The sequence below is a fragment of the Agrobacterium sp. P15N1-A genome (genome assembly GCF_044626815.1).
GTDB lineage: Bacteria > Pseudomonadota > Alphaproteobacteria > Rhizobiales > Rhizobiaceae > Agrobacterium > Agrobacterium leguminum.
The window spans coordinates 1,164,906-1,187,593 of the sequence record NZ_JBIUPF010000001.1; the positions used below are offsets into that span (position 1 = coordinate 1,164,906).

26 protein-coding genes, 1 tRNA gene and 1 riboswitch are annotated in these 22,688 nt (G+C 59.8%); of the genes, 15 read left to right on the forward strand and 12 right to left on the reverse strand.

The annotated features are described in order from the left end of the window. Positions 1 to 48 precede the first annotated feature (48 nt). From ACIK7D_RS05815 to ACIK7D_RS05870, 12 genes are all read left to right on the forward strand, one after another. Positions 49 to 954, forward strand: a complete 906-nt coding sequence (locus ACIK7D_RS05815; protein ID WP_400155811.1) for a YfdQ family protein — start codon at positions 49 to 51, stop codon at positions 952 to 954. Between the two features lie 59 nt (positions 955 to 1,013). After that, complete coding sequence (locus ACIK7D_RS05820; protein ID WP_112200747.1) at positions 1,014 to 1,202, forward strand: hypothetical protein; 189 nt, start codon at positions 1,014 to 1,016, stop codon at positions 1,200 to 1,202. Then, positions 1,192 to 1,635: a hypothetical protein gene (locus tag ACIK7D_RS05825; RefSeq protein WP_400155812.1), complete on the forward strand. Its 444-nt coding sequence runs from the start codon at positions 1,192 to 1,194 to the stop codon at positions 1,633 to 1,635. The genes ACIK7D_RS05820 and ACIK7D_RS05825 overlap by 11 nt, the downstream gene beginning before the upstream one ends. 14 nt (positions 1,636 to 1,649) lie before the next feature. Continuing rightward, positions 1,650 to 2,111: a hypothetical protein gene (locus tag ACIK7D_RS05830; RefSeq protein WP_400155813.1), complete on the forward strand. Its 462-nt coding sequence runs from the start codon at positions 1,650 to 1,652 to the stop codon at positions 2,109 to 2,111. Further along, positions 2,108 to 2,554 carry an ASCH domain-containing protein gene (locus ACIK7D_RS05835; protein ID WP_400155814.1) on the forward strand — a complete coding sequence of 149 codons (447 nt, stop codon included), beginning with the start codon at positions 2,108 to 2,110 and terminating at the stop codon, positions 2,552 to 2,554. The genes ACIK7D_RS05830 and ACIK7D_RS05835 overlap by 4 nt, the downstream gene beginning before the upstream one ends. Beyond that, the gene (locus tag ACIK7D_RS05840) at positions 2,551 to 3,021 is read left to right on the forward strand and encodes a hypothetical protein (RefSeq protein ID WP_400155815.1); all 471 of its coding nucleotides are present in this window, start codon (positions 2,551 to 2,553) and stop codon (positions 3,019 to 3,021) included. Before ACIK7D_RS05835 ends, ACIK7D_RS05840 begins: the two co-directional genes overlap by 4 nt. Continuing rightward, on the forward strand, positions 3,018 to 3,692 hold the full coding sequence (locus tag ACIK7D_RS05845; RefSeq protein WP_400155816.1) for a hypothetical protein: 675 nt from the start codon (positions 3,018 to 3,020) through the stop codon (positions 3,690 to 3,692). Before ACIK7D_RS05840 ends, ACIK7D_RS05845 begins: the two co-directional genes overlap by 4 nt. Beyond that, positions 3,689 to 4,399: a hypothetical protein gene (locus ACIK7D_RS05850; RefSeq protein WP_400155817.1), complete on the forward strand. Its 711-nt coding sequence runs from the start codon at positions 3,689 to 3,691 to the stop codon at positions 4,397 to 4,399. Before ACIK7D_RS05845 ends, ACIK7D_RS05850 begins: the two co-directional genes overlap by 4 nt. Next, the gene (locus ACIK7D_RS05855) at positions 4,392 to 4,607 is read left to right on the forward strand and encodes a hypothetical protein (protein WP_400155818.1); all 216 of its coding nucleotides are present in this window, start codon (positions 4,392 to 4,394) and stop codon (positions 4,605 to 4,607) included. Before ACIK7D_RS05850 ends, ACIK7D_RS05855 begins: the two co-directional genes overlap by 8 nt. Next, entirely contained in the window at positions 4,604 to 4,969 is a 366-nt protein-coding gene (locus tag ACIK7D_RS05860; protein ID WP_400155819.1) for a hypothetical protein, read from the forward strand. The genes ACIK7D_RS05855 and ACIK7D_RS05860 overlap by 4 nt, the downstream gene beginning before the upstream one ends. Positions 4,970 to 5,227: 258 nt before the next feature. Then, positions 5,228 to 5,455, forward strand: coding sequence for a hypothetical protein (locus ACIK7D_RS05865; RefSeq protein WP_400155820.1), 228 nt, complete (start codon positions 5,228 to 5,230; stop codon positions 5,453 to 5,455). After that, the gene (locus ACIK7D_RS05870) at positions 5,442 to 6,464 is read left to right on the forward strand and encodes a tyrosine-type recombinase/integrase (protein WP_400155821.1); all 1,023 of its coding nucleotides are present in this window, start codon (positions 5,442 to 5,444) and stop codon (positions 6,462 to 6,464) included. Before ACIK7D_RS05865 ends, ACIK7D_RS05870 begins: the two co-directional genes overlap by 14 nt. A gap of 72 nt (positions 6,465 to 6,536) precedes the next feature. Here ACIK7D_RS05870 and ACIK7D_RS05875 read toward each other — a convergent pair. Next, positions 6,537 to 6,610: transfer RNA gene (locus ACIK7D_RS05875), tRNA-Gly, on the reverse strand. A 56-nt stretch (positions 6,611 to 6,666) separates the two neighbouring features. Continuing rightward, a complete protein-coding gene (locus ACIK7D_RS05880; protein WP_137002848.1) occupies positions 6,667 to 7,764 on the reverse strand; it encodes a 2'-deoxycytidine 5'-triphosphate deaminase in 1,098 nt (365 codons plus the stop codon). Between the two features lie 73 nt (positions 7,765 to 7,837). Beyond that, a riboswitch (SAM riboswitch) is annotated at positions 7,838 to 7,916 on the forward strand. Positions 7,917 to 7,959: 43 nt separating this feature from the next. Between ACIK7D_RS05880 and ACIK7D_RS05885 the strand changes: the two genes are divergently transcribed. Then, positions 7,960 to 9,144: an O-succinylhomoserine sulfhydrylase gene (locus tag ACIK7D_RS05885; protein ID WP_080817971.1), complete on the forward strand. Its 1,185-nt coding sequence runs from the start codon at positions 7,960 to 7,962 to the stop codon at positions 9,142 to 9,144. 233 nt (positions 9,145 to 9,377) lie between these two features. Next, positions 9,378 to 9,770, forward strand: coding sequence for a Co2+/Mg2+ efflux protein ApaG (apaG, locus tag ACIK7D_RS05890; RefSeq protein ID WP_003503545.1), 393 nt, complete (start codon positions 9,378 to 9,380; stop codon positions 9,768 to 9,770). A gap of 48 nt (positions 9,771 to 9,818) precedes the next feature. Here apaG and ACIK7D_RS05895 read toward each other — a convergent pair whose 3' ends face one another. From ACIK7D_RS05895 to ACIK7D_RS05905, 3 genes are all read right to left on the reverse strand, one after another. Further along, on the reverse strand, positions 9,819 to 10,808 hold the full coding sequence (locus ACIK7D_RS05895) for an Hsp33 family molecular chaperone (RefSeq protein WP_080817974.1): 990 nt from the start codon (positions 10,806 to 10,808) through the stop codon (positions 9,819 to 9,821). Positions 10,809 to 11,047: 239 nt separating this feature from the next. Continuing rightward, the gene (argF, locus tag ACIK7D_RS05900) at positions 11,048 to 11,965 is read right to left on the reverse strand and encodes an ornithine carbamoyltransferase (protein WP_003519982.1); all 918 of its coding nucleotides are present in this window, start codon (positions 11,963 to 11,965) and stop codon (positions 11,048 to 11,050) included. 57 nt (positions 11,966 to 12,022) lie between these two features. Then, the gene (locus ACIK7D_RS05905; protein ID WP_400155822.1) at positions 12,023 to 13,222 is read right to left on the reverse strand and encodes an aspartate aminotransferase family protein; all 1,200 of its coding nucleotides are present in this window, start codon (positions 13,220 to 13,222) and stop codon (positions 12,023 to 12,025) included. Between the two features lie 431 nt (positions 13,223 to 13,653). Here ACIK7D_RS05905 and ACIK7D_RS05910 point away from each other — a divergent pair, with 431 nt between their 5' ends. Continuing rightward, positions 13,654 to 14,187 carry a GcrA family cell cycle regulator gene (locus ACIK7D_RS05910; protein WP_400155823.1) on the forward strand — a complete coding sequence of 178 codons (534 nt, stop codon included), beginning with the start codon at positions 13,654 to 13,656 and terminating at the stop codon, positions 14,185 to 14,187. 380 nt (positions 14,188 to 14,567) lie between these two features. Here the strand turns inward: ACIK7D_RS05910 and phoB are convergent, their stop codons facing one another. The 7 genes from phoB to phoR form a co-directional block, all read right to left on the reverse strand. Beyond that, positions 14,568 to 15,251, reverse strand: a complete 684-nt coding sequence (gene phoB / locus ACIK7D_RS05915) for a phosphate regulon transcriptional regulator PhoB (protein WP_003493692.1) — start codon at positions 15,249 to 15,251, stop codon at positions 14,568 to 14,570. A gap of 30 nt (positions 15,252 to 15,281) precedes the next feature. After that, the gene (gene phoU, locus ACIK7D_RS05920) at positions 15,282 to 16,007 is read right to left on the reverse strand and encodes a phosphate signaling complex protein PhoU (protein WP_003519985.1); all 726 of its coding nucleotides are present in this window, start codon (positions 16,005 to 16,007) and stop codon (positions 15,282 to 15,284) included. Between the two features lie 96 nt (positions 16,008 to 16,103). After that, positions 16,104 to 16,919: a phosphate ABC transporter ATP-binding protein PstB gene (gene pstB, locus ACIK7D_RS05925; RefSeq protein WP_003519986.1), complete on the reverse strand. Its 816-nt coding sequence runs from the start codon at positions 16,917 to 16,919 to the stop codon at positions 16,104 to 16,106. 14 nt (positions 16,920 to 16,933) lie between these two features. Further along, complete coding sequence (gene pstA / locus ACIK7D_RS05930; protein ID WP_137002844.1) at positions 16,934 to 18,253, reverse strand: phosphate ABC transporter permease PstA; 1,320 nt, start codon at positions 18,251 to 18,253, stop codon at positions 16,934 to 16,936. Next, on the reverse strand, positions 18,250 to 19,734 hold the full coding sequence (gene pstC, locus ACIK7D_RS05935) for a phosphate ABC transporter permease subunit PstC (protein ID WP_137002843.1): 1,485 nt from the start codon (positions 19,732 to 19,734) through the stop codon (positions 18,250 to 18,252). The genes pstA and pstC overlap by 4 nt, the downstream gene beginning before the upstream one ends. A 263-nt stretch (positions 19,735 to 19,997) precedes the next feature. After that, positions 19,998 to 21,032, reverse strand: a complete 1,035-nt coding sequence (locus ACIK7D_RS05940) for a substrate-binding domain-containing protein (RefSeq protein ID WP_080817989.1) — start codon at positions 21,030 to 21,032, stop codon at positions 19,998 to 20,000. Positions 21,033 to 21,227: 195 nt separating this feature from the next. Further along, positions 21,228 to 22,502: a phosphate regulon sensor histidine kinase PhoR gene (phoR, locus tag ACIK7D_RS05945; RefSeq protein WP_137002842.1), complete on the reverse strand. Its 1,275-nt coding sequence runs from the start codon at positions 22,500 to 22,502 to the stop codon at positions 21,228 to 21,230. Between the last annotated feature and the right edge of the window lie 186 nt (positions 22,503 to 22,688).

Below are 22,688 nucleotides of genomic sequence, written 5' to 3' on the forward strand. Positions count from 1 at the left end.
TAGCAACCGCGACCGGCCAGTGACCGGCGCACCAACAGAGGAACCGAAATGGACCAACTCACCCAAACCGCCGTCGCCGAAATCGCAAAGCTTGCGGCGCTGACCAACGCCGCGATTGTGCAGGTTCCGGCACCTGCCGACGCCAAGGGCATTCCCTCCACCGTCCCGGCGCTTCTGGACCCGAGCAGCGGCAGGCTCGCAGACGTGTCCGCGATCTTCGCAGCGTGGCGCACCCGCCCGGAGCGCAAGCAAGGCACCGCCGTCGCTGAGACGCTGGAATCCTTTGTCCAGCTTGTCGAGCGCCATCAGACGGAAAACAGCGTCATCTTTGCGGTGACGGACTGGCGCAACCCCACGTTCACCGCCGTCATCGACTACCATGGCGACGACCCGGACAACGGCAAGCACCGCGTGCACTATGCATTCCCGCTTTCCGAAGAGTGGAAAGCTTGGCAGGGCATCAATGGCAAGGCCCTGACGCAAAATGAGTTTGCCGAATTCATCGAAGACCATATCGCGGAATTGGCCTCGCCGGACTCTGACGAAACCAAAGACCTCGAATTGCTGTTCAAGGCCAAAGTGGCCTATCCGAACGAACTTGTGGTGCTTTCGCAGGGCTTGCAGATCAACGCTGAAACCCGCGTCAAAACGGCTGTGAAACTGCAAACCGGTGAAAGCCAGATCGTCTTCGAAGAAGACCACAAGAACGCCAACGGCGACCCCATCACCGTGCCGGGCGTGTTCGTCCTCAATATCGCGCCGTTCTTCCAGGGTGAAAGCATCCGCTTGCCCGTGCGCCTGCGTTACCGCCTCCGTGAAGGCAAGCTTTCGTGGACGTGCATGCTTTACCGGCCCGATACCCACATCACCAAGGCCGTGACCTTCGCCCTGCACGAAACCGCCGCAGAGCTTGGCCTGCCGAAGTTCGCAGGCAAGCCGGAAATGTCGGCCTGATTTCCCCCGGAGCGCGGGCGGTCGCCGCCCGCCTCCATCCAGCCGGACGGAGCGAGAGCATGAAACAGCAGCAAACCGACAGCCAGACCGAAGCCCGACAGCCGTTGTTTCGTGTCCGCTTCTATGACGGCTTCACAATCACCACGACCGCCGCCAACGCCCTGCGCGCCGAACAGAAGGCCCGCCGCCAGCGCCCCGGCTTTGTCGAATCCGTCCGCATCATCAATGGAGTTCACTATGCGAAGTGATGACGTGATCCTCTTTTTGACGGCCACGCTTGACGTGTATGGCATGACCGCGCGGCGCACGGGCCGCACCACGGCGATGCTTGCCGCCGCGCAGCCGGGCGACCTCATTATCGTTGCGACAGAAAATGAAATGAGACGTCTACGGAAGAAGCTCGCCGCCACGCGCGACGACAACAAAATCCAAGTGGTCGCCATGAACCCACAGCGGCTCAATCATCTCGGTTCCATGCGCCGGAACTATCGCGCCATTCACTTCGATCACGATTGGCTTGAGCGCTTCTATCAGAACGCGCTCTCTTCCGCTTCTTCGGAACTCTACTTCTTCTCCCAAGAATGTACCCGCTCGCCCATGCTGGCACCGGAACCGCCTCGCGAAGCGAGCTTCGAGCTTTCGCGCTTCCAGCTTGGCAAGCGCAACTTACCTTTCGAATAGCAGGAGCCACCACCATGACCGAACTGAAATTCGTTCCCGAGCAGTGGTGCGACGAAACCACCGCCACCCCGGCCACGACGCCGGACGCCTTCATTCAGAGGATTGAAGGCTCCTACGTGCTGCGCCCGGCTGACAAGGACGAGGCCGACGACAGTGACAACTATCCGCACATCCCGGTGAAAAACGGTGATGCCATCACTTTCGCAGAGCATCGCTATTTTGGTGTGTTCCGGCTTGAAATCCGTGAAGACGGCTCATGGGACACCGACCAAAGCTTTCCCACCTACGCCAACTATTTCGCGCTGGCTTGGGATTGGGAAACAATGGCCGACTCCATTCCCGAGCTTATCGCCAACAGCGAACTGGAACCCGGTCACCATGACCTTATCATTTATTGGTGGGGCGAAGGCCACGCTTGGCGCTTCGTTGTTGAAGGCGTTGCGGCCACGTTCGTCCAGATCGAGGGCGCAGCATGACGCCCGAGCAGCTTTCCACTCTTGCCGCCCTGCCGCAACTGGCGCTGTCGGTCCGACAGCCATGGGTTCATTGCATTTTCGAACTCGGCAAGCCGGTCGAGAACCGGACGTGGCCGACGAAGTTTCGCGGCCCGGTCTGCATCCACGCCGCCAAGGGCATGACGGCGGAAGAGTGGCTTGACGGTCTTTATGTTGCCCGCGCCGCCCTGCCAGAAGGCGACGCCGGGCCTGCCTTTCCGGGCCGAAAAGATGAACGTCGCCTGCCGCGTGGCGGCATCGTCGGAACCGTCGATATCGTAGATTGCGTCACGCGCCACGAAAGCCCGTGGTTCTTCGGCCCGTACGGCTTCGTGCTGGCCAATCCCAAACCCTGCGAATTCATCCCGGTCAAAGGCGCACTTGGCTTTTTCGACTGGCGGAAAAACCTTGAGGCCACCCGATGACAGATATCGTCAAAGCAGCGAAGAAGCTTATTGATTGCGTCGAGTTCGACATGAACGGCGCAGGCGGCAAGGGTGGCAACGGCGGCTTGCTGTCCGACACCACCTTGCGCGCCGCCCACGATCAGCGCGTTATCATGAGCCGCGAGGCGGAACGCGAGCAACGGAAGCCGTCCTTTCGCGTACAGGATGGTGGCGTGTTCGGCGTCTCGGTTATGATCGACATGCCGCCCGGCTGCGACACGATTGTAGTGTTCGCCGACAAGCACCAACACATTCCGGTTTGGATCGGCCTGCCGCATCAGCTTTACGTCACCACGTTTGCCAAGCTGTTGCATGACAATGCAGCGGAAAGCCTCACCATCGTTCCCTATCGCAACGCGTCCAAGGTGACCGCGACAGAAAACGAGATCGCCATGGCACTCGCCGAGTGGGCCAGCCAACCCGTCAAGCAGGAGGCGAGCCGATGAAGTCCCCCAAGATGATTTTGACGGCGGGCGCGGTGATTCTGCGCGACCCCGCGACCCCTTTCACCGCCGCATACCACGCTGACGATTTCGCGGTGGATCGCTTCGCCGCCGCGATGAAGATCAAGCTTGCAAAAAAGCGAGACCAAGGCCGTGGCGGATGGGAAGACAAGGCGGCATGTTCGCAGGCCGATCTTTCCAAGATGCTGGTTCAGCACGTCGCAAAAGGTGACCCGGTTGACGTGGCGAACCTTGCCATGATGTTGCACCAGCGCGGCGAACTCATTGCCAGCCCCACGGCCTCAACGCCGCTTGCGTGGTATTGGGAAGACAAGACCGGGTGCTTTCACATGGTCATGGATCGCGCTGACGTGCAGGAAATGGCCGCTGAATTCTTTTGCGACCCGAAGCCCCTCTATCCTGAAGCGCCGTTACCCGCCGTCAACCTGTGGAAGACGATGGACACCGCGCCCCGGAACGGAACGGCTATTCAGGCGTGGCACACGGTGCACAAATGCCCGATTTCCATTCTCTGGAATAAGAAAGGCCACGAGTTCAACGGCGAGACGCTTCACTGGTTCGAGCGCTCCTATACCACCGTGTGGCCGGAGCATGTCTTTTCGCACTGGATGCCCTTGCCGAGCCAGCCCGCGCCGGAAGGCGGTGCAGCATGAGCGAGGTAATCAGCCGCGACCTTTTAGGCAAAATCGTTGACGAGGTTTTTGGCGGAGCTATCGAAGATGCCTGCGTGATTGCGGAAATCTATGCTGTCATCAAGCGAGAAGAAGCCACCCTGTCCGCTGCGGAGCCGGTGAAGCCCTACGGTTATGTTTACGAAAGCACGGTGCGATATTGCGATGGCCGTGGCCCGCACCGAAAAGTGGATTTCTTCCACACCAAAAAGAACATATCCGACGATGACATCGAAGAATTTGAAATCTCGGAAACCGCTGTCTACGACCGTCCGCCGCATCCCGCGCCATCCGTCGCCGTGATGGCTTTGCGACCGTTCGCCGAAAAAGCAGACAGGTACAACGAAATCCCCGGCCTCATCCGGTTCAACGATAACGTTGAGCTTTGGCAGGTTGCGAGAAACAGGGGCATGGAAATCGATATCACAGTGGGCGATCTGCGCCGCGCCCGCGAAGCATATTCCGCGCTCTCCGCACGGGTGCAGGACGTGTCGAGCGTCGTCGCGCTGGCAGATGCGGCATACGACCTCGCGTCTTGGGCAGGCTGCATCAACTGGCGCGGGGGCGAAAATCAAAAAGAGTGGCTGGATGATTTGCGGCATCACATCGCGACCGTTCAATCACTTTGCAAACAGCATCGCACCACCCCCACAGCATCAGCGAGGCAGGAGGGCGGCTCCAATGGTTAATCGTCGCTATGTCGTCTCATATGGCGATCCTATGGAACGGCACGTCAGCCTCGCCCCCGAAACAGAAACCGGCGATTTCCTCTCAAAAGCGGAAGCAGCCCGGCGCATCGTAGACGAAATGGACGAGGTAATCATGCTCGCCAAGCGCAACCGCAACCGCGCGATGCGCATTTTACGCGCCGAGAAAAAGAAAGGCGAACGAGAATGACGCCCGCCCATCTCAATATCCTTCAGCACTCGCTTGGCCTTGACCAGTACGGACGCGGCACCTTTTACCGCAACGGTTTCGTTACCGGCGCGGGCGGTAGTGACCACGCTCATTGCATGGAATTGACCGCAATGGGTCTCATGAGCCGCAGGGCGAAGGTAGAGCTATTTGGCGAGAGCGACGTTTTCACCGTCACCGAAGAAGGCAAGCGCGCAGCGGTGGCAAACAGCCCATCGCCGCCGAAGCTTTCGCGCGGACAGCAGCGCTATCAGGACTGGCTCGACTACGATAGCGACATGTCATTCATCGACTATGTGAAATGGAAGTCCCGCCAGCGTAAGCAGAGCGGCGGTGCGGCATGAGCTTCGCGGTCCTTCGCACATACACAACACCCTATCACCAATGGTGCGGACAATACGCCGCTGAAATTTCGGTGGGTCAATATCGATGCACCTTAGAAGGCGCACCCACTTCCGAACGAGCGGTTATCGAAGCACTGGGGCTAGTCTACCGCGCATTTCGCGATCCGAAGCTACTGGCTGCGGTCTGCGAAGCAATCGCGCCTCAAGACCGCAGCTTAGTCTCTAAGGCGATTGAGAGCGAAAATCGATGGAGGCCGCATGGCACAGGTCGGTAACCACTCAAAAAAAACGCGCCGCCCGACACTTCGAATTCGCGACGTAAACGCGACCCTTGAAGCGCTCAAAAAGAACGGTATGACGCCGACTGCACTGGACACATTGCCAGACGGCACATTTCGATGGCATTTTACGCCACCGGCACAGAACGACGAAGACGATCTGGACCGCGAGCTTGCGGAGTTTGATAAGAAGCATGGTCACAGTTGAGCTAAAGGGCATCCACACCGTTAGGGCCAAGGGCAATATTTACTATTACGCTTGGCGCGGTGGCCCAAGGCTCGAAGGCCAGCCCGGAACAGCCGCTTTCATGGCATCCTACAACGAAGCCGTGGCGAGCCGCATGGAGCCGGAAAGCGGTCGCTTCCGCTCCATCATCACCCACTACAAAGCGACGGAATTCAAGAAGCTCGCCGACTCAACGAAGCGCGTCTGGTCGCCGTGGATTGATCGCATTTCCGAATATTTCGGCAATCTGAGCATTGCGCAGTTCAACCGCACCGATAAAATCCGGCCCCGCATCCGGCAATGGCGTGGCCAGTACAGCGAGACGCCCCGCGCCGCAGACACCGGAATGCAGGTTCTTTCCCGCATCCTGTCCCACGGCGTGGACCCGATGGGCAAACTTAGCGCCAATCCCGCCGAAGGCATCAAGCACCTTTACAGTTCCGACCGATCCGAAATCATATGGACGGACGCCGACATTGCGCAGGTGAAAGCTGGATGTTCTGACGAGGTGAAATGGGTTATCGACCTCGCCGCCCATACAGGGTTGCGCGTCAGCGATCTGCTGAAACTGTCATGGTCGCATGTCGGCCCCGATGCCATCATCATTTCGACGGGCAAGAGCAAGCACAAGCGCGAGGCGATCATACCGCGCTACGACGCATTGAACGAAATTCTTGATCGCATTCCGAAGCGCTCGCCGGTCATCCTCACCAGCTCCAAAAAGAAGCCATGGAAGCCGAGCGGCCTAAATACGATGTTCTGGCGCGCGAAAGAAAAGACGAACATGCTTGAGCGCGATCTGCACTTCCACGACTTGCGAGGGACCGCCGCGACAAAGTTCTATATCGCGGGTCTGTCGGTGCGCGTGATCGCTGAAATTATGGCGTGGGAGGAGGAGACGGTTGAGAAAATTATTCGCCGTTATGTGGGCCGAAATTCCGCCACGAAAGAAATGATCCGGCAGCTAAACGAGGCCAGAACGCGAACATAACTTGTAAAACTGGCTGTAAAACTCGCCTGTTTTTTGAGGGGCTAAAACGACGGAAAGCCCTGAGAAATAAGGTGGAGCGGGCGACGGGAATCGAACCCGCATATTCAGCTTGGGAAGCTGCTGCTCTACCATTGAGCTACACCCGCGCCGCGCATAAGACATCGGATAGTTCGCAGCGGGTGTCAAGCACCTGCCGGGTTGGTTATTCGGCGCGAAAATGCTTGGAGAGCTTCAGCCCCTGCGCCTGATAATTCGAGCCGAGGCCGGTGCCATAGAGGCCTTCCGGTTTCTGCAGCATATGCTCGTAAACCAGCCGGCCGACGATCTGGCCGTGTTCCAGGATGAATGGAACCTCGTGGCTGCGGACTTCGAGCACAGCGCGGCTGCCTGTGCCGCCGGCCTGCGCATGGCCGAAGCCGGGATCGAAGAAGCCGGCGTAGTGCACGCGGAATTCGCCCACCAGCGGGTCGAAGGGTGTCATTTCAGCCGCATAGAGCGGTGGAACGTGGACGGCTTCGCGCGAGACGAGAATATAGAATTCATCCGGGTCGAGGATCAGTTCGGCACGGCCGCGCGCGTAGAGCGGCTCCCAGAAATCGAGAACGTCGTGCTGGGCCTTCTTGTCGACATCCACCACCGCCGTATGATGTTTGCCGCGATAACCGATCAACCCGTTTTCGCCGAAACCCTTGAGGTCGATCGAGAGCGCGATGCCGCCGCCGGTCACGTTGGGCGTGTCGCTGGCAACCAGCGTTTCCGTCTCGTGCAGCTTCAGCAATTCACTTTCGTTGAGCAGCGAATGGCCGATGCGGAAGCGAATCTGCGACAGGCGCGAGCCGCGTCGCACCACGATGGGGAAGGTGCGCGGGCTGATTTCCAGATAGAGCGGGCCGGCATAACCCGCCGGTATCTTGTCGAATTCCTGCGCGCTGTCAGTCATGACGCGGGTGAAGATATCGAGACGGCCGGTCGAGCTTTTCGGATTGGCCGAGGCCGACATGTCCACCGGCAGCGCAAGGCTTTCCATCAAGGGAACGATATAGACACAACCGGTTTCCAGCACCGCGCCGTGGGTGAGGTCGATCTCGTGCAGGCTGAGACGATTGAGCTTGTCGATGACGCGGTTTCCGGGGCCGGGCATGAAACTGGCGCGCACGCGATAGGCCTTCGAGCCGAGCCTGAGATCAAGGCTGGCGGGCTGCACCTGGTCAGCATCGAGGTCGGCCTCGCTCTTCAGCTTGCCGCCCGCAAACAGCGCCTTGATTGCGCCATCCGCCAAAATGCCCGTGGTTCTGGTCATGGTCATCATTCCTTTTTACGGCGACAAAACCAAAAGGAAAGCATTGACGCAAGCCGGTAACGGCAGTATGGCAAGCTTATCCCGTGGTGATTTGGCCGGTCGGCTTGCAGCCACGTTAAACAAGTGGCTAAAAAGACCGGGTGCTAGGAACCGGTCTGCTTTTGCGGCCGGTTTTTTTGTTTTGAAGGTGATCACATGAGCAATAAATGGCGCCCGGCAACCCAGCTCGTTCACGGCGGTACGCTACGCTCCCCTTACGGTGAAACGTCGGAAGCGATCTATCTGACCCAGGGTTTCGTCTACGAAAACTCCGAAGCCGCCGAAGCGCGCTTCAAGGGTGAAACGGATGGGTTCATCTACGCCCGCTATGCGAGCCCCACCAATGACATGTTCGAAAAGCGCATGTGCCTGCTGGAAGGCGCTGAAGACGCCCGCGCACTTGCGTCGGGCATGGCCGCCGTCACCGCCGCCATCATGTGTCAGCTGCGCGCCGGCGACCATATCGTTGCTGCCCGCGCCCTCTTCGGCTCCTGCCGCTGGGTGGTCGAAACGCTTGCGCCGAAATACGGCATCGAATGCACGCTGATCGACGGACGCGATCTCGGCAACTGGGAAAAGGCGATCCAGCCGAACACCAGGCTGTTCTTCCTCGAAAGCCCGACCAATCCGACGCTCGAAGTGGTGGATATTGCCGGCGTGGCGAAGCTCGCCAACCAGATCGGTGCGAAAGTGGTGGTCGACAACGTCTTTGCCACACCGCTTTTCCAGAAGCCGCTCGAACTCGGCGCGCATATCGTCGTTTATTCGGCCACCAAACATATTGACGGCCAGGGCCGCTGCCTTGGCGGCGTGATCCTTTCCGACAAGAAGTGGATCGAGGAAGAGCTGCAGGACTATTTCCGCCATACCGGCCCTGCCATGTCGCCTTTCAATGCCTGGACGCTTCTGAAAGGCATCGAGACCCTGCCGCTGCGTGTCAAACAGCAGACGGCCAATGCCGGCAAAATCGCCGATTTTCTCGCCGATAACGGCAAGGTCGCCAAGGTCATCTATCCCGGCCGCGCCGACCACCCGCAGGCGGACATCATCGCCCGGCAGATGTCCGGCGGCTCGACGCTTGTGGCTTTCGAACTGAAGGGTGGCAAGGAAGCAGCCTTCAAGCTGCAGAACGCGCTGGAAATCGTGAAGATTTCCAACAATCTCGGCGACGCCAAGAGCCTCATCACCCACCCCGGCACGACGACGCACAAGAACCTCACCGACGAGGCGCGTGCCGAACTCGGTATTTCCGGCGGCACCCTGCGCCTTTCCTGCGGCATCGAGGATACCGACGATCTGCTGGAAGATCTGGCAAAGGGTCTGGCGGCCGTTTCGGCCTGAAAATTCAATCGGCAAATTGCCATGGCCTGACCGCGTGTCGGGCCATGGTTCGCCTGCACGGTCCGAAAAGACCGCTTCAGGCAACCAATATTTACCTTTACCGTTATCCCTAACGGTGGAAAACAGCGCAACAGGAGACGCCTCCTGCCCGTCAAGTCATTCATTTTCTTGACGATAGCCAGAGCCTATAGTGTAGGATGCGGCGGCAGGCATAATATCGAGGTGTGGCGCGTATGTATCGTGCTCTGACAAGGGATATCGAGGTAACGGTCGATCCGTATTATCTCGAGGAACAATCCGACCCGGATGACGATCGTTACGTCTGGGGCTACAAAGTCGTGATCGCGAACAATTCCGATATTCCGGTTACCCTCGTCAATCGCTACTGGCACATCACCGATCAGAACGGACAGGTGGATGAGGTCTATGGGCCGGGCGTCGTGGGTGAGAAGCCGCATTTGAAACCCGGCGACAGCTACGAATATTCCTCCGGCTGCCCGCTGGATACACCTTCCGGCCTGATGTTTGGCCATTATGAAATGGAAACGGAAAATGGCGAGGTGTTCAACGTCACCATCCCCGCTTTTTCGCTGGATTCACCCGGCCTGATGCGGGTCCTGAACTGACACTCATCCGGCAATGAAAAAGCCGCGCCTTCAGGACGCGGCTTTCATTCAGGCATTTTCAAATTCGCTGACATCGTAGCGATAGGTCGTGGAGCAGAACTCGCAAGTCACGGCAATGGCGCCGTCTTCCTCGCTCGCCTCGATCTCCTCGGCGGTGAAGCCGGACAGCACGCCCTTGATCTTGTCCCGCGAGCAGCTGCAACGGTCGAAAACCGCCTGCGGCTCATAGATGCGCACACCGCTCTCATGGAAAAGCCGGAAGAGAAGACGTTCCACCGGCACCTGCGGATCGGTCAGCTCGTCGGTATCAACCGTGTTCAACAGCGTGACGGCTTCGGTCCAGGCATCGTCTTCCTGCACCTCATGACCGCCCTCATCGCCATCGCCGCCATGCAGGTCGCGCATGCGCAGCCGCTCGGGCGCCTGCGGCAGGAACTGCGCAATAACGCCGCCCGCACGCCAGCCATGACGCGGCTTGCCTTCGCCATCGCGGTCGAAGAACTCGGCAACGCCCAGCCGCACGCGGGTGGGAAGCTGTTCCGACTGGCGGAAATAAACCCCGGCAATGTCTTCCAGCGAGGAGCCATCGAGCGGCACGATGCCCTGATAGGGCTGCATGCCCGCCCCCTGATCGATCGTGAAGGCCAGAATGCCGTTGCCGAGCAATTGCTCCGGCGACGTCGCCCCGGCCGCAATCGCCTCCGCCAGCCGCTCCTCATCGAAACGGGCATAGGCGCGCATGCTTTCCGGCGCGGTGAAATCCGCAACCAGAAGGTCGACCGGGCCGTCACCCTTGGTCTGGACGGTCAGCTTGCCGGAAAACTTGAGCGACGTGCCGATCAGCGCCGTCAGAACGGTCGCTTCCGCCAGCAGGCGGGCGACCGCCGGGGGATAGTCATGCCGTTCGAGAATGGCATTCAGCAGCGGACCCACCTGCACGGCGCGGCCGCGCACATCCAGACCTTCGACCTGAAAGGGCACAACCTTGTCGTCGCCAGCAAAATCGAGATCGTCCAGTTCAACCGTTACATCTGCCATGTCATACTCCCTGGCGCAGCCGTGGCGCCGCTACCGTCCAAAAGTCCGGCTTTTAAAATGTGCTTTTTTCGCTTGTCGCACAGAGATCCGGGAAGAGAAACCGCTTCCGGGGAAAAACGTGCAAATCGTGACAATGGCCCGCCAGCAAAACCGACGAGCCTCTTCGAAGTCCCACAGATGGTAATCTATGCGCGCAAGTTCAAGCACCCGGCGTGACGCGTGTCAGGCCGGGCCATTGCTCAGATGACGCCCATGCACCATGCGATGATCGACTTCTGCGCGTGGAGGCGGTTTTCCGCCTCGTCGAAGACGACGGATTGCGGGCCGTCGATCACGGCATCCGTCACTTCCTCACCGCGGTGGGCCGGCAGGCAATGCATGAACAGCGCGTCTTTTTCCGCCTTGGCCATCAGGGCTTCATTCACCTGATAGGGCTGGAAGATGTTGTGGCCGCGCGCCTTGTGTTCCTGGTTCATGGACACCCAGGTATCGGTGACGACACAGTCCGCACCCGCAACAGCCTTGTCGGCGTCGTGGCACAGCATGATTTCGCCGCCATTGTTGCGCGCCCAGTTCAGGAACTTGTCATGCGGTTCGGAGCCCATGGGCACTGCCATCGTCATGCGGTAACCGAAACGCGCCGAGCCTTCGACGAAGGAATGCAGGACGTTATTGCCGTCACCCGTCCAGGCAATGGTCTTGCCTTTGACCGGGCCGCGATGTTCCTCGAAGGTCATGATATCCGCCATGATCTGGCAGGGATGCGTGTCATCCGTCAGGGCGTTGATGACCGGCACCGTCGCGTGCTCGGCAAGCTCCAGCAGGCGCGAATGATCCGTCGTGCGGATCATGATGGCGTCGACGTAACGCGACAGCACCTTGGCCGTATCGCCAATCGTTTCGGCGCGACCGAGCTGCATTTCCGTACCGGAGAGGAAAAGCGTCTCGCCACCGAGCTGGCGCATGCCGACATCGAAGGAGACGCGGGTGCGGGTGGAAGGCTTTTCGAAGATCATAGCCAGCATCTTGCCGGCAAGCGGCTTTTCCGCCGTTCCGGCCTTGGTGGCCGCCTTGCGTGCGCGGGCATCGTCGAGAATTGCCCGCAGGTCCTGCGAGCTGACGGCCGACAGGTCGAGAAAATGTTTAGGTGAAGCCATTTCAAACTGTCCCATGCTCGCGAGCCTCGGGGAAGAGGCCCGCCCTTTATTGTTTCCTCAGGCGATTTTTGCCTGTTTCGCTGTCAGCGAAGCGGCAGCCGCTTCCACGCGTGACAGACCATCACGAGCCTCTTCCGCCGTGGTGACGAGCGGCGGCAGGAGACGGATGACGTTGTCGCCCGCAGGCACGCCAAGCAGATGCTCGGCGCGCATGGCCTGCAGCAGCTCGCCCGATGGAACCTTGGCCTTGATGCCGAGAAGCAGGCCTTCGCCACGGATTTCCTCGATAACGTCAGGATAACGATCCTTCAGCGAAGCAAGGCCCTGGCGGAAGACCAGCGCGACATCACGGACCTTTTCCAAGAAGCCCTCGGAGAGGACGACATCGAGCACCGCATTGCCAACAGCCATGGCCAGCGGGTTGCCGCCATAGGTGGTGCCATGCACGCCCGCCGTCATGCCGGAAGCGGCATCCGCCGTCGCAAGGCAGGCGCCGAGCGGGAAACCGCCGCCGATACCCTTTGCAACCGCCATGATGTCCGGCGCAACGCCCGTCTGCTCATAGGCAAAGAGCTTGCCCGTACGGCCAACGCCGGTCTGGACCTCATCGAAAATCAGCAGCATGCCGTGCTCGTCGCAGAGCGACCGCAGCAGCTGCAGGAATTCCTTGGCTGGTGCGCGAATACCGCCCTCACCCTGAATGGGCTCGATCAGAAGCGCGGCCGTCTCGGCCGTGATGGCGGCTTTCAGCGCATCGGCGTCACCGAACGGCACCTGGTCGAAACCTTCGACCTTGGGACCGAAGCCTTCCAGATATTTCTGCTGGCCGCCGGCGGCAATCGTCGCCAGCGTGCGGCCATGGAAGGCGCCTTCGAAAGTGATAATCCGGAACTTTTCCGGATGCCCCTTGGAATAATGATAACGGCGCGCGGTCTTGATCGCGCATTCCAGCGCTTCCGCGCCGGAATTGGTGAAGAAGACCTTGTCTGCGAATGTCGCTTCCGTCAGGCGCTTTGCAAGCTTTTCCTGGCCCGGCACTTCATAAAGGTTCGAGACGTGCCAGACCTTCTCGGCCTGGGTCTTGATCGCCTCAACGAGGTGCGGATGGGCATGGCCCAGCGAGTTGACCGCGACGCCGGCTGCAAAATCCAGATATCGTTCGCCGCTTTCCGTGAACAGCCAGACGCCCTCGCCTCGCTCGAAGCGCAGGGGGGCTCTTGCAAACGTATCGAACAATGGCGCGGCGGCTTCGGCCATGGCTGTATCACTCCTTGCGCGGATGCGCTGTCAGACGGTTGTCAATAGGCTTTCGGGGTTATCCCTTGCCTGAAAATCAAAAATGCCGCCTCGCGGCGGCAGGGGCACTATTGTCACTTCGCCTGCCGATGTCAACAAAAGTCCGCGTTTCCCGGGCTTCTCAAGCCCTAGTAGGCGGCGGCGGATGAGGCCCAAGGTGTTGCCTTTCAGACTCAACTCGCCAGCAAGTTGGGGAAAACCGGAAAATCGATTCGAGATGATTCCCGCGACTCTTGCCACGGAGTCTGCGTGGCACTAGGTTAATCGCTAATTACTAGACTGCATTGCGGCGGAACTAGTCACCAAAAATCAGGCAGAAACCACGCTCGCGGCACGCCCGCGAGGCGGAGAAGGATTCTGCCGACACTATACGCGACGAGCGGAGAAGCGGCATGAACTGGACAGACGAACGGGTCGAAAAACTCAAGAAATTGTGGTCCGAGGGGCTTAGCGCCAGCCAGATAGCAGCACAGCTGGGCGGCGTGAGCCGCAATGCCGTCATCGGCAAGGTCCATCGCCTCAACCTGCCGGGACGCGTGAAGGCCGGCGGCCCGGTTACTTCAGCGCGTTCCGCGCCCAAGCGCACTGCCGCCCCTGCCCCGCGCGCGACGAATTTCACGGCCCGCGTCAGCGCAGCACCTGCACGCGCCCTGAACCGCTCGAGCGCGGCAACGGCGCTGCACGAGGAGATCGATATCGAGACCGCCGAAGTTCTCGATTACGTTCCCTCCAAAAATGTCGTTACGCCGATTTCCCGCCGCCTGACGCTGACGGAACTGACGGAGCGCACCTGCAAGTGGCCGGTCGGCGATCCGCTGAAGGATGATTTCCATTTCTGCGGTTGTGAAGCACTGGAATCTTCGCCCTATTGCAAGTTCCATGCAAAGCTCGCCTACCAGCCGGTAAGCGAGCGTCGTAAGGCTTGAGTGTTGCGGCACGCATTCGACACTCAAAAACTACGGGCCTTCGGGCCCGTTTTTTTATGGCAAAATCCAAGGTGGTTCTGGAATAGAGCGCACGCTGTCCAAGAGGCGCTCCCAATCCCTGTTCTTGGGCATTCTCCGGATGTAAAACCGCGATGCGCCTCGCGGCAAATGCTCTGAATTCGTCGGCGACGTGCCGCGCCCTTCCTACTGTCAGGTTTCACCGCGCAATCCGGCTTTCAGCAGACCGTCTGTCACCTTCAAAAGAACGAGGATACGCGTTTGCGGAAGGTTCAAAATCGAAAGGCCCGACACCGTTCCGGTCTCGGGCCTTCTGATTTTGGGGGAACTTATCCCGGGTGAAACCATCGGTTTCGGTTTTCTCAGGCTTCCATTGAATATCCAGCGCCGCGCACGGTGCGGATGACATCCTGCATATGCGAAAAATTGAGCGCCTTGCGCAGACGTCCGACATGCACGTCGACGGTGCGCTCATCCACATAGATATCGTGACCCCAGACGCCATCCAGCAATTGCGAGCGGGAAAACACCCGGCCGGGAGAGGTCATCAGGAATTCCAGCAGGCGGAACTCCGTCGGGCCGAGGCGCACTTCGCGGCTTTTGCGGTGAACGCGATGGGTCTCGCGATCCAGTTCGATATCCCCGCATTTCAGCACCGAAGACAGAACCTCGGGGCGGGCGCGGCGCAGCATGGCCTTGACGCGGGCCATGAGTTCCGGCGTCGAGAACGGCTTGACGACATAGTCGTCGGCGCCGGTGGCAAGACCGCGAACCCTTTCGCTTTCCTCGCCGCGCGCCGTCAGCATGATGATGGGCAGGCGTTCGGTTTCCGGCCGCATTCTGAGCCGACGGCACAGTTCGATACCGGAAACGCCGGGAAGCATCCAATCCAGGATAAGAAGGTCCGGAATACGTTCCTGCAGCCTGATTTCTGCCTCGTCGCCACGGGGTATCGTGTCGACGTCATATCCCTCAGCCTCGAGATTGTAACGAAGCAGGACGCTCAGCGCTTCCTCGTCTTCCACAACTGCAATCTTGGGCACCATATACTAACTCCGCAAGCCGCTGCCTGTCTGTTACTCGGTCACCGAACCGAGGGTGTTGGAACTGTCGTCCTTCGGACGCTCGCCCTCCGGCTGGCTGCCGGTGGTCATGTAATAGATCGTCTCGGCGATATTGGTGGCGTGGTCGCCGATACGCTCGATGTTCTTGGCGCAGAACAGAAGATGCGTGCAGGTGGTGATATTGCGCGGATCTTCCATCATGTAGGTCAAAAGCTCACGGAAGAGCGACGTGTACATGGCGTCGATTTCCTCGTCGCGCTCGCGAATGGCATTGGCCTTCTCGGCGGAACGCGTGGAATAGACGTCCAGCACTTCCTTGAGCTGTACCAGCGCCAGTTCCGACAGGTGCTCGATGCCACGGGCAAGCTTGCGCGGCACGCCGGTGCCGGCAACCGCAATCACACGCTTGGCGGTGTTCTTGCCAAGGTCGCCGACGCGCTCAAGGTCAGCTGCAATTCGCAGGGTGCCGATGATCTCGCGAAGGTCTGCCGCCATCGGCTGGCGTTTGGCGATGGTGACGATGGCCTTGTCGCCGATCTCGCGTTCGGCGTGGTCGAGGATCGCATCGTCGGAAATGACCTTCTGAGCGAGCGCGGCATCGGAATTGACGAGCGCACGCACGGCGTCGGCGCACATCTGCTCCGCAAGACCGCCCATTTCGGCGATGCGGCGCGTCAGAAACTTCAATTCATCGTCATAAACGGAAACGATGTGCGAATGGGTCGTTGTCTGTGTCATGGTCTAGTCCTCCGGCTTGGCCTGCATGCGCGTACCCGGAAGCGGGCACGGCAGAAGCACCAGTCTTGTTCGGTTTCGATAAAGCGCCGGCCGGGATCAGCCGAAGCGGCCCATGATGTAATCCTGCGTGCGCTGGTCGTCCGGATTGGTGAACATCTTGTCGGTTTCGTTTTCCTCGACAAGATGACCAAGATGGAACATGGCCGTGCGCTGGGAAACACGCGCCGCCTGCTGCATGGAGTGCGTGACGATGACGATGGTGTAATTGGTGCGCAGCTCGTGGATCAGTTCCTCGACCTTTGCGGTCGCGATAGGGTCGAGAGCCGAGCAGGGCTCGTCCATCAGGATCACTTCCGGGCTGACGGCAACTGCGCGTGCGATGCAAAGGCGCTGCTGCTGACCGCCGGAAAGACCGGTGCCGGATTCGTGCAGACGATCCTTCACCTCGTTCCAGAGACCCGCCTTCTGCAGGCTCTGCTCGACGATCTGGTCCATATCCGCCTTGTTGCGGGCGAGACCATGGATGCGCGGACCGTAGGAAATGTTTTCGTAGATCGACTTCGGGAAGGGGTTCGGCTTCTGGAACACCATGCCGACGCGGGCGCGCAATTCCACGACGTCAATCGCCTGATCGTAGATATCGTCGGTGTCGAGCGTGATCTTGCCGGTGACCCGGCAACCGTCGATCGTGTCGTTCATACGGTTCAGGGTACGCAGGAAGGTGGATTTACCGCAGCCGGACGGGCCGATAAGCGCGGTCACCGTATTTTCCCGAACGTTGAGGTTCACGTCGTAAAGCGCGCGCTTTTCGCCGTAATAAACCGAAACGTCCTTGCCGATCATCTTGTATGAGACTTCATTCATTTTTTTGTCCAGCGCCTTTTCAACTGCTGCTTCCGACAACATGTTCATTGCTCAAGCTCCCTCTACCAGCGCCGTTCGAAGCGGCGACGCAACAGGATTGCGCCAACATTCATGACGATGAGGAACAAAAGCAGGATGATGATAGCGCCGGATGTCCTTTCGACAAAGGCGCGCTCGGCTTCGTTCGCCCACATGTAAATCTGCACCGGCAGAGCCGTGGACGGATCCATCGGCGTTGTCGGGTAATTCGCAACGAATGCCACCATGCCGATCAAAAGCAGCGGCGCTGTTTCGCCCAGCGCGTGGGCGAGACCGATGATGGTGCCGGTCAGAATGCCGGGCATGGCGAGCGGCAGCACATGGTGGAAGATCGTCTGCATCTTGGAAGCGCCGAGGCCGAGGGCGGCGGCGCGGATAGACGGCGGCACGGCTTTCAGGGCAGCGCGCGTCGCGATGATGATCGTCGGCAGAGTCATCAGCGTCAGGACGAGGCCGCCGACCAGCGAGGCCGAGCGCGGAAAGCCCATAAAGTTGATGAAGACCGAGAGGCCGAGCAGACCGTAAACAATCGAAGGAACGGCCGCGAGATTGTTGATATTCACCTCGATAAGATCCGTCAGACGGTTCTTCGGGGCGAATTCCTCGAGATAGATGGAGGCCGCGACGCCAATCGGCAACGACAGCACGAGCACGATCAGCATCATGTAGAAGGAGCCGATCAGCGCCACACCCACACCCGCCGCTTCCGGACGGCTCGACGCGCCGTTGACGAAGATGCCGGTATTGAAATGTTTGCCGAGCTGGCCGCTTTCGGCGAGCTGGTTCATCCAGCCGAGCTGCTGGTTCGAGATACGGCGATTGGCTTCATCCGCCTTCAGGTCGACCTGGCCCTTGAAGGCGCTGTCGACATCGCCCGACGCCAGCAGCGTGACGGTGCGCGTGGTGCCGATGACGGCGGGATCGGCAACGACGATGTCGCGAAGCTGCGTGCGCACGCTGTCGGAAATCAGGAGGTTGACGGCGCGAAGACCGGCACGATCCGTCGGCGCAACGCCAAGGACCTTGGCGACCGCATCGCGGGCGATGACGGGATAATTGGCCGTCATCAGCTTTGCCGGATTGGTAGCGCGCTCATTCTTCGGATCGATGATCTGTTCGGAGAACTCGACCGGAACGGTGATCATCGTCTGCTGGAAGGCGGTGTAACCCTTGGAGACAACCGAGAAAAGCAGCAGGAAGAGAAAGATGAGGCCGAAGGAAATCGCGGCCATGCCGTAGGCACGGAAGCGGCGTTCGGCGGCATAGCGGCGCTTGATGCCGATATCACGGCGCGTGGCCTTGTTGACGGCAGCACCGGCTGCGGGAGAAACGATGTCGGTCATTCATATTGCTCCCGGTATTTGCGCACGATGTAAAGCGCGTAGATATTCAGGCAAAGCGTGATGGCGAAAAGCGTGATGCCGAGTGCAAAGGCAACCAGCGTCTGCGGCGAGGTGAATTCAAGGTCGCCGGTAAGCTGGCTGACGATCTTGACCGTCACCGTGGTCATGGGCTCGAAGGGATTGAGCTGCAGACGGGCGGCAACACCGGCCGCAAGAACCACGATCATGGTTTCGCCGATGGCGCGCGAAGCCGTCATCAGCACGGCACCGACGATACCGGGAAGAGCGGCCGGAATAATGACCCTCTTGATCGTCTCGGAGCGCGTGGCGCCAAGGCCGAGCGAACCGTCACGCAACGAGCGCGGCACGGCGGTGATGATGTCATCCGACAGCGACGACACATAGGGGATCAGCATGATGCCCATGACGAAGCCGGCGGTGATGACGCTCTGCGCCTGGATGAAGTTGGCGTAGTTGCCCGTCGCCAGACCGTTGATCTGCGTGGAAATGTCCCTGAGGAAAGGACCGACCGTCGTCAGCGCGAAGAAGCCGTAGACGATGGTGGGAATGCCGGCGAGCACTTCAAGCAGCGGCTTTGCCATGGAGCGGAAGCGCGGCGAGGCATATTCCGCCATGTAGATCGCCGAGAAGAGACCGACCGGAACCGCAACCAGCATGGCGACGAAGCCGATATAAAGCGTGCCGGCGAGCAGCGGGATCAGGCCGAACTGGCCGGAGGAATCGGTAGCGCCTGCCGCTGCAAAACGCGGATCCCAGACCGTTCCGAAGAAGAACTGGTGCGCCGGGACCATGGTGAAGAACTGGATCGCCTCGGTCAGCATCGACAAGACGATGCCGATGGTCGTGAGGATGGCGATGGACGAGGCGACGAGCAGGGCCGCGAGAATGACTTTCTCGACCTGGTTGCGCGCCCGGAAACGCGGCGCGATCGCGCGCAGCGCATAGGCGCCGCCGCCGAGCGCGGCCAGCAGCACGACGGCGATCATCGCGATACGGCTGGTGGAGGTCATGCTGTTGAGCGTGTGGGCGGCATCGACCATGAAGCGTTCGGGATCGCCGGCGATTGCGACACCCTTCGATGCCAGAAGCGGCCGGACCGCAGCCGTGTCGGCCTCGACCTGCGCGGTTTCCTCCGGCGTCAGCCGCTGGAGGCCACGGGCGATGGAGGTTACCATGCCGTAGGTCAAGCTCTGCTGCGCTTCGGATTGCGCCCGGACATCCTCGGGGAAACTACCGCGCACCGCCGAGGTGACGAGCAATGGGCTGACAATGAGCCAGGCACAGAGAATGAACGCCGCGGGCAGCACCGCCCAGACGACCGCGTAGGAACCGTGATAACCGGCACGGGAATGCATGCTGGAGGGGCGACCACCAGACAGGGCAACGGCACGGCGGCTGCCGAGCAGATAGCTGCCGATGCCGATTAGGACCAGTATCAGCAAAAGGATCGATGTGTTCATTAGAGTTCCCTCGGCGTGCCTCAAGAGCACGGTGCGATATCGGGCAAATCAAAAAGTCATCAAAACGAGACCGCTGGACCATCCCATGATGCCTGCCGCCTGACTGTATCATAGTCTGGCAAGCGTCAAGGTTGATACATCCTATCCATCTGTAATCCATCGACAATCATGTGGATGGCGATGGTTAGGAACTGTCAACCGCGGACGACGGCCCAAGCGAAGCCGAATGAGGGGTACGGCAAAGCCGCACCCCTCCTTCTTCATTACATCGTGGAGCCGGCCGAGAACTTCGAGCGGATCTCTTCGCGCTCTGCGTCCGGAGCGGCAACCAGGCCGTAGTTGGCGAGCGGGGAATCCGGGCCGATCATCTCGTCGGAAACGAAGAACTCGACATATTCCTTAAGGCCCGGGATAACGCCCAGGTGAGCCTTCTTCACGTAGAAGAAAAGCGGGCGGGAAACCGGGTACTTGCCGCTGGCAACGGTTTCGGTGGACGGAACGACGCCCGAAACGGTGGCGACCTTCAGACGGTCAGCGTTGTTTTCATAGAAAGCGAGGCCGAAAACGCCGAGGCCGGTCTTGTTGGCGTCGATGCGAGCAAGCGTTTCGGTGTAGTCGCCGTCGATGTCGACTGCAGCGCCGTCCTTACGGACTGCAACGCACTTGGCAGCAGCCTGCTTGGCGTCGGTGATGAGCGTCTTGATGGCGTCGGTCGCCTTAGCTTCCTTGCAGCCGTCAGCCATGATCTTCTCTTCGAAGACTTCACGCGTGCCGTGCTTGGAGCCCGGGATGTAAGCAGCGATCGCGACGTCCGGCAGTTCCTTGTTGATTTCCGACCACTTCTTGTAGGGGTTGGCAACGAGCTTGCCGTCCTTGACGATTTCAGCGGCGAGAGCGAGGTAAAGGTCCTTCGGCTCGAGCTTGATGTCCTTGTTGGACGAGTCCATTGCGAAGACGATACCGTCGTAACCGATCTTCACTTCCTGAACGTCGGCAACGCCAGCAGCCTTACAGGCGGCCAGTTCGTCGCTCTTGATCTTGCGCGAAGCGTTGGCAATGTCGATGGTGCCTTCGCCAACGCCCGAGCAGAATGCCTTCAGACCGCCGCCCGTGCCGCCGGACTCAACAACCGGAGCCTTGAAGTTCGGGAAGGTTTCGGCAAAGGTCTCGGCAACGATCTTGGCGTAGGGCAGAACCGTGGAGGAACCGGCAACCTGGATCTGGTCGCGAGCAGCGGCGGCGCCAGCGAAGGCGACAGAAGCCACCAGAGCTGCTGCGGAAAATTTAACGATGTTCATTTGTCTCTCCCGTCGTGGGCTTTGTTGTGGACGCAGCCGATAGCGACACTCGCTCTTAGCTTGCGCTCGGCGACCTTTTCTTAACCACCGTAGCCCCATCCTTTTATGTCACTTTGACGAAAGATTTGTGACAATCTAAATTATTGATTTTATTTATAAATACCCACGACATTAAAAGCAGATGCATATTTTATGTCAGAATCTCACGGTGAAGTCCGTGCCGCTGCCCAATTCCGATTTAATGATGAGGCGGGCGCGGTGGCGGGTGAGGATGTGCTTGACGATGGCAAGCCCGAGACCCGTGCCCTTTTTCGAGCGGCTGTCGGCGACGCTGACACGATAAAAACGCTCCGTCAGACGCGGCACGTGTTCGGCGGGAATGCCCGGCCCCTTGTCGATGACGCTCACCTCCACCGGCTTGCCGGGTTCGGCCCGCAGCCAGACATCCACGACCTTGCCTTCCTGGCCATATTTGCAAGCATTTTCAACGAGGTTCTGGAATACCTGCACCAGTTCGTCGCGGTCTCCCTGCACCTCTGCCGGCCGGTCGGGCAGGTGCAGCGTGATGGTCACATCCAGCTCATCGGCAAGCGGCAGCAGGGTATCGCGCACGTGGCCGATGACGGGAACGAGATCGACCTTCTGGTCGGGTGCAATGTTTGCGCGCAATTCCAGCCGCGAAAGGGACATGAGATCGTCCACCAGCCTGCTCATGCGGGTTGCCTGATCCAGCATGATGGCAAGGAACCGTTCCTGCGCCTTCGGGTCGTTGCGTGCCGGCCCCTGCATGGTTTCGATGAAACCGCGCAGCGAAGCGAGCGGCGTGCGCAATTCGTGGCTGGCATTGGCGACGAAGTCGCTGCGCATGCGGTCGATGCGGCGAAGCTCCGAAACGTCGCGGAACGACAGGATGTAGAATGGGGGACCCGCCCCCTCCCCCACATCCGCACGGGCGATGCGGACGATGAAGACCCGTTCGGAAGGGAAGCGCTCCGAATGTTCGACCTGGTTGGGCTGGCCGGTGGTGATTGTTTCGCGAATGACATCCAGGAGGCCGGGAGAGCGCAGCCGGGCGGAAATATGCGCTCCGGCGGGCAACTGGCCGAAGGCGCGCTCGGCCGCGCCGTTCTGAAACAGCACGCTGGCGTTCCTGTCGAGAATGAAAACGGGGGTATCCAGAACCGCGAGTCCCGCCCTTACGCCTGAAATGACGTTTTCACCGGGCACTTCCGGCTCTTCCGTTTCCGGAGCAGGGTTCCCCCCGTCTTTTGCCGAGGCCACCGCCGGCCCATCCCGAACGGCAAGAATGGCAATGACGGCGCAAAGCCACAGGGCGACGGGCATGTAGGGCGTGTTGAGTTCGACAACGGCCACGATGGCGAGCATGCTGACGATGAGAATGGGCAACCAGTTCCGGCCGAGCTTCCTTCCCAAACGTCTTAATCCACCATCGCCTTCCTTGACTGCCATTTCAGCCTGCTCTTTCCATTCTCATCTTACAGCGCATCGAAATCTCATAGGCCAGCTTCATGACAGAGATTCATCATCGCGCATTTTCCACAACGTATATGCGCAAAATCGACGCCGCAATCGCTCCCGCCGCCGCACCCCGGTCAACCGGTCCTGTTTCACTTGAAATCTGGCAATGGATGTGAA

Coding starts and splice junctions, on each gene's coding strand:
- phoU (WP_003519985.1), bottom strand. CDS start 16,007: ATGACACAGACAACGACCCATTCGCACATCGTTTCCGTTTATGACGAT.
- ACIK7D_RS05830 (WP_400155813.1), top strand. CDS start 1,650: ATGACCGAACTGAAATTCGTTCCCGAGCAGTGGTGCGACGAAACCACC.
- ACIK7D_RS05815 (WP_400155811.1), top strand. CDS start 49: ATGGACCAACTCACCCAAACCGCCGTCGCCGAAATCGCAAAGCTTGCG.
- ACIK7D_RS05855 (WP_400155818.1), top strand. CDS start 4,392: ATGGTTAATCGTCGCTATGTCGTCTCATATGGCGATCCTATGGAACGG.
- ACIK7D_RS05870 (WP_400155821.1), top strand. CDS start 5,442: ATGGTCACAGTTGAGCTAAAGGGCATCCACACCGTTAGGGCCAAGGGC.
- apaG (WP_003503545.1), top strand. CDS start 9,378: ATGTATCGTGCTCTGACAAGGGATATCGAGGTAACGGTCGATCCGTAT.
- ACIK7D_RS05865 (WP_400155820.1), top strand. CDS start 5,228: ATGGCACAGGTCGGTAACCACTCAAAAAAAACGCGCCGCCCGACACTT.
- pstA (WP_137002844.1), bottom strand. CDS start 18,253: ATGACCGACATCGTTTCTCCCGCAGCCGGTGCTGCCGTCAACAAGGCC.
- argF (WP_003519982.1), bottom strand. CDS start 11,965: ATGGCTTCACCTAAACATTTTCTCGACCTGTCGGCCGTCAGCTCGCAG.
- ACIK7D_RS05910 (WP_400155823.1), top strand. CDS start 13,654: ATGAACTGGACAGACGAACGGGTCGAAAAACTCAAGAAATTGTGGTCC.
- ACIK7D_RS05840 (WP_400155815.1), top strand. CDS start 2,551: ATGACAGATATCGTCAAAGCAGCGAAGAAGCTTATTGATTGCGTCGAG.
- ACIK7D_RS05885 (WP_080817971.1), top strand. CDS start 7,960: ATGAGCAATAAATGGCGCCCGGCAACCCAGCTCGTTCACGGCGGTACG.
- phoB (WP_003493692.1), bottom strand. CDS start 15,251: ATGGTGCCCAAGATTGCAGTTGTGGAAGACGAGGAAGCGCTGAGCGTC.
- ACIK7D_RS05880 (WP_137002848.1), bottom strand. CDS start 7,764: ATGACCAGAACCACGGGCATTTTGGCGGATGGCGCAATCAAGGCGCTG.
- ACIK7D_RS05820 (WP_112200747.1), top strand. CDS start 1,014: ATGAAACAGCAGCAAACCGACAGCCAGACCGAAGCCCGACAGCCGTTG.
- phoR (WP_137002842.1), bottom strand. CDS start 22,502: ATGGCAGTCAAGGAAGGCGATGGTGGATTAAGACGTTTGGGAAGGAAG.
- pstB (WP_003519986.1), bottom strand. CDS start 16,919: ATGAACATGTTGTCGGAAGCAGCAGTTGAAAAGGCGCTGGACAAAAAA.
- pstC (WP_137002843.1), bottom strand. CDS start 19,734: ATGAACACATCGATCCTTTTGCTGATACTGGTCCTAATCGGCATCGGC.
- ACIK7D_RS05860 (WP_400155819.1), top strand. CDS start 4,604: ATGACGCCCGCCCATCTCAATATCCTTCAGCACTCGCTTGGCCTTGAC.
- ACIK7D_RS05850 (WP_400155817.1), top strand. CDS start 3,689: ATGAGCGAGGTAATCAGCCGCGACCTTTTAGGCAAAATCGTTGACGAG.
- ACIK7D_RS05835 (WP_400155814.1), top strand. CDS start 2,108: ATGACGCCCGAGCAGCTTTCCACTCTTGCCGCCCTGCCGCAACTGGCG.
- ACIK7D_RS05895 (WP_080817974.1), bottom strand. CDS start 10,808: ATGGCAGATGTAACGGTTGAACTGGACGATCTCGATTTTGCTGGCGAC.
- ACIK7D_RS05825 (WP_400155812.1), top strand. CDS start 1,192: ATGCGAAGTGATGACGTGATCCTCTTTTTGACGGCCACGCTTGACGTG.
- ACIK7D_RS05905 (WP_400155822.1), bottom strand. CDS start 13,222: ATGGCCGAAGCCGCCGCGCCATTGTTCGATACGTTTGCAAGAGCCCCC.
- ACIK7D_RS05940 (WP_080817989.1), bottom strand. CDS start 21,032: ATGAACATCGTTAAATTTTCCGCAGCAGCTCTGGTGGCTTCTGTCGCC.
- ACIK7D_RS05845 (WP_400155816.1), top strand. CDS start 3,018: ATGAAGTCCCCCAAGATGATTTTGACGGCGGGCGCGGTGATTCTGCGC.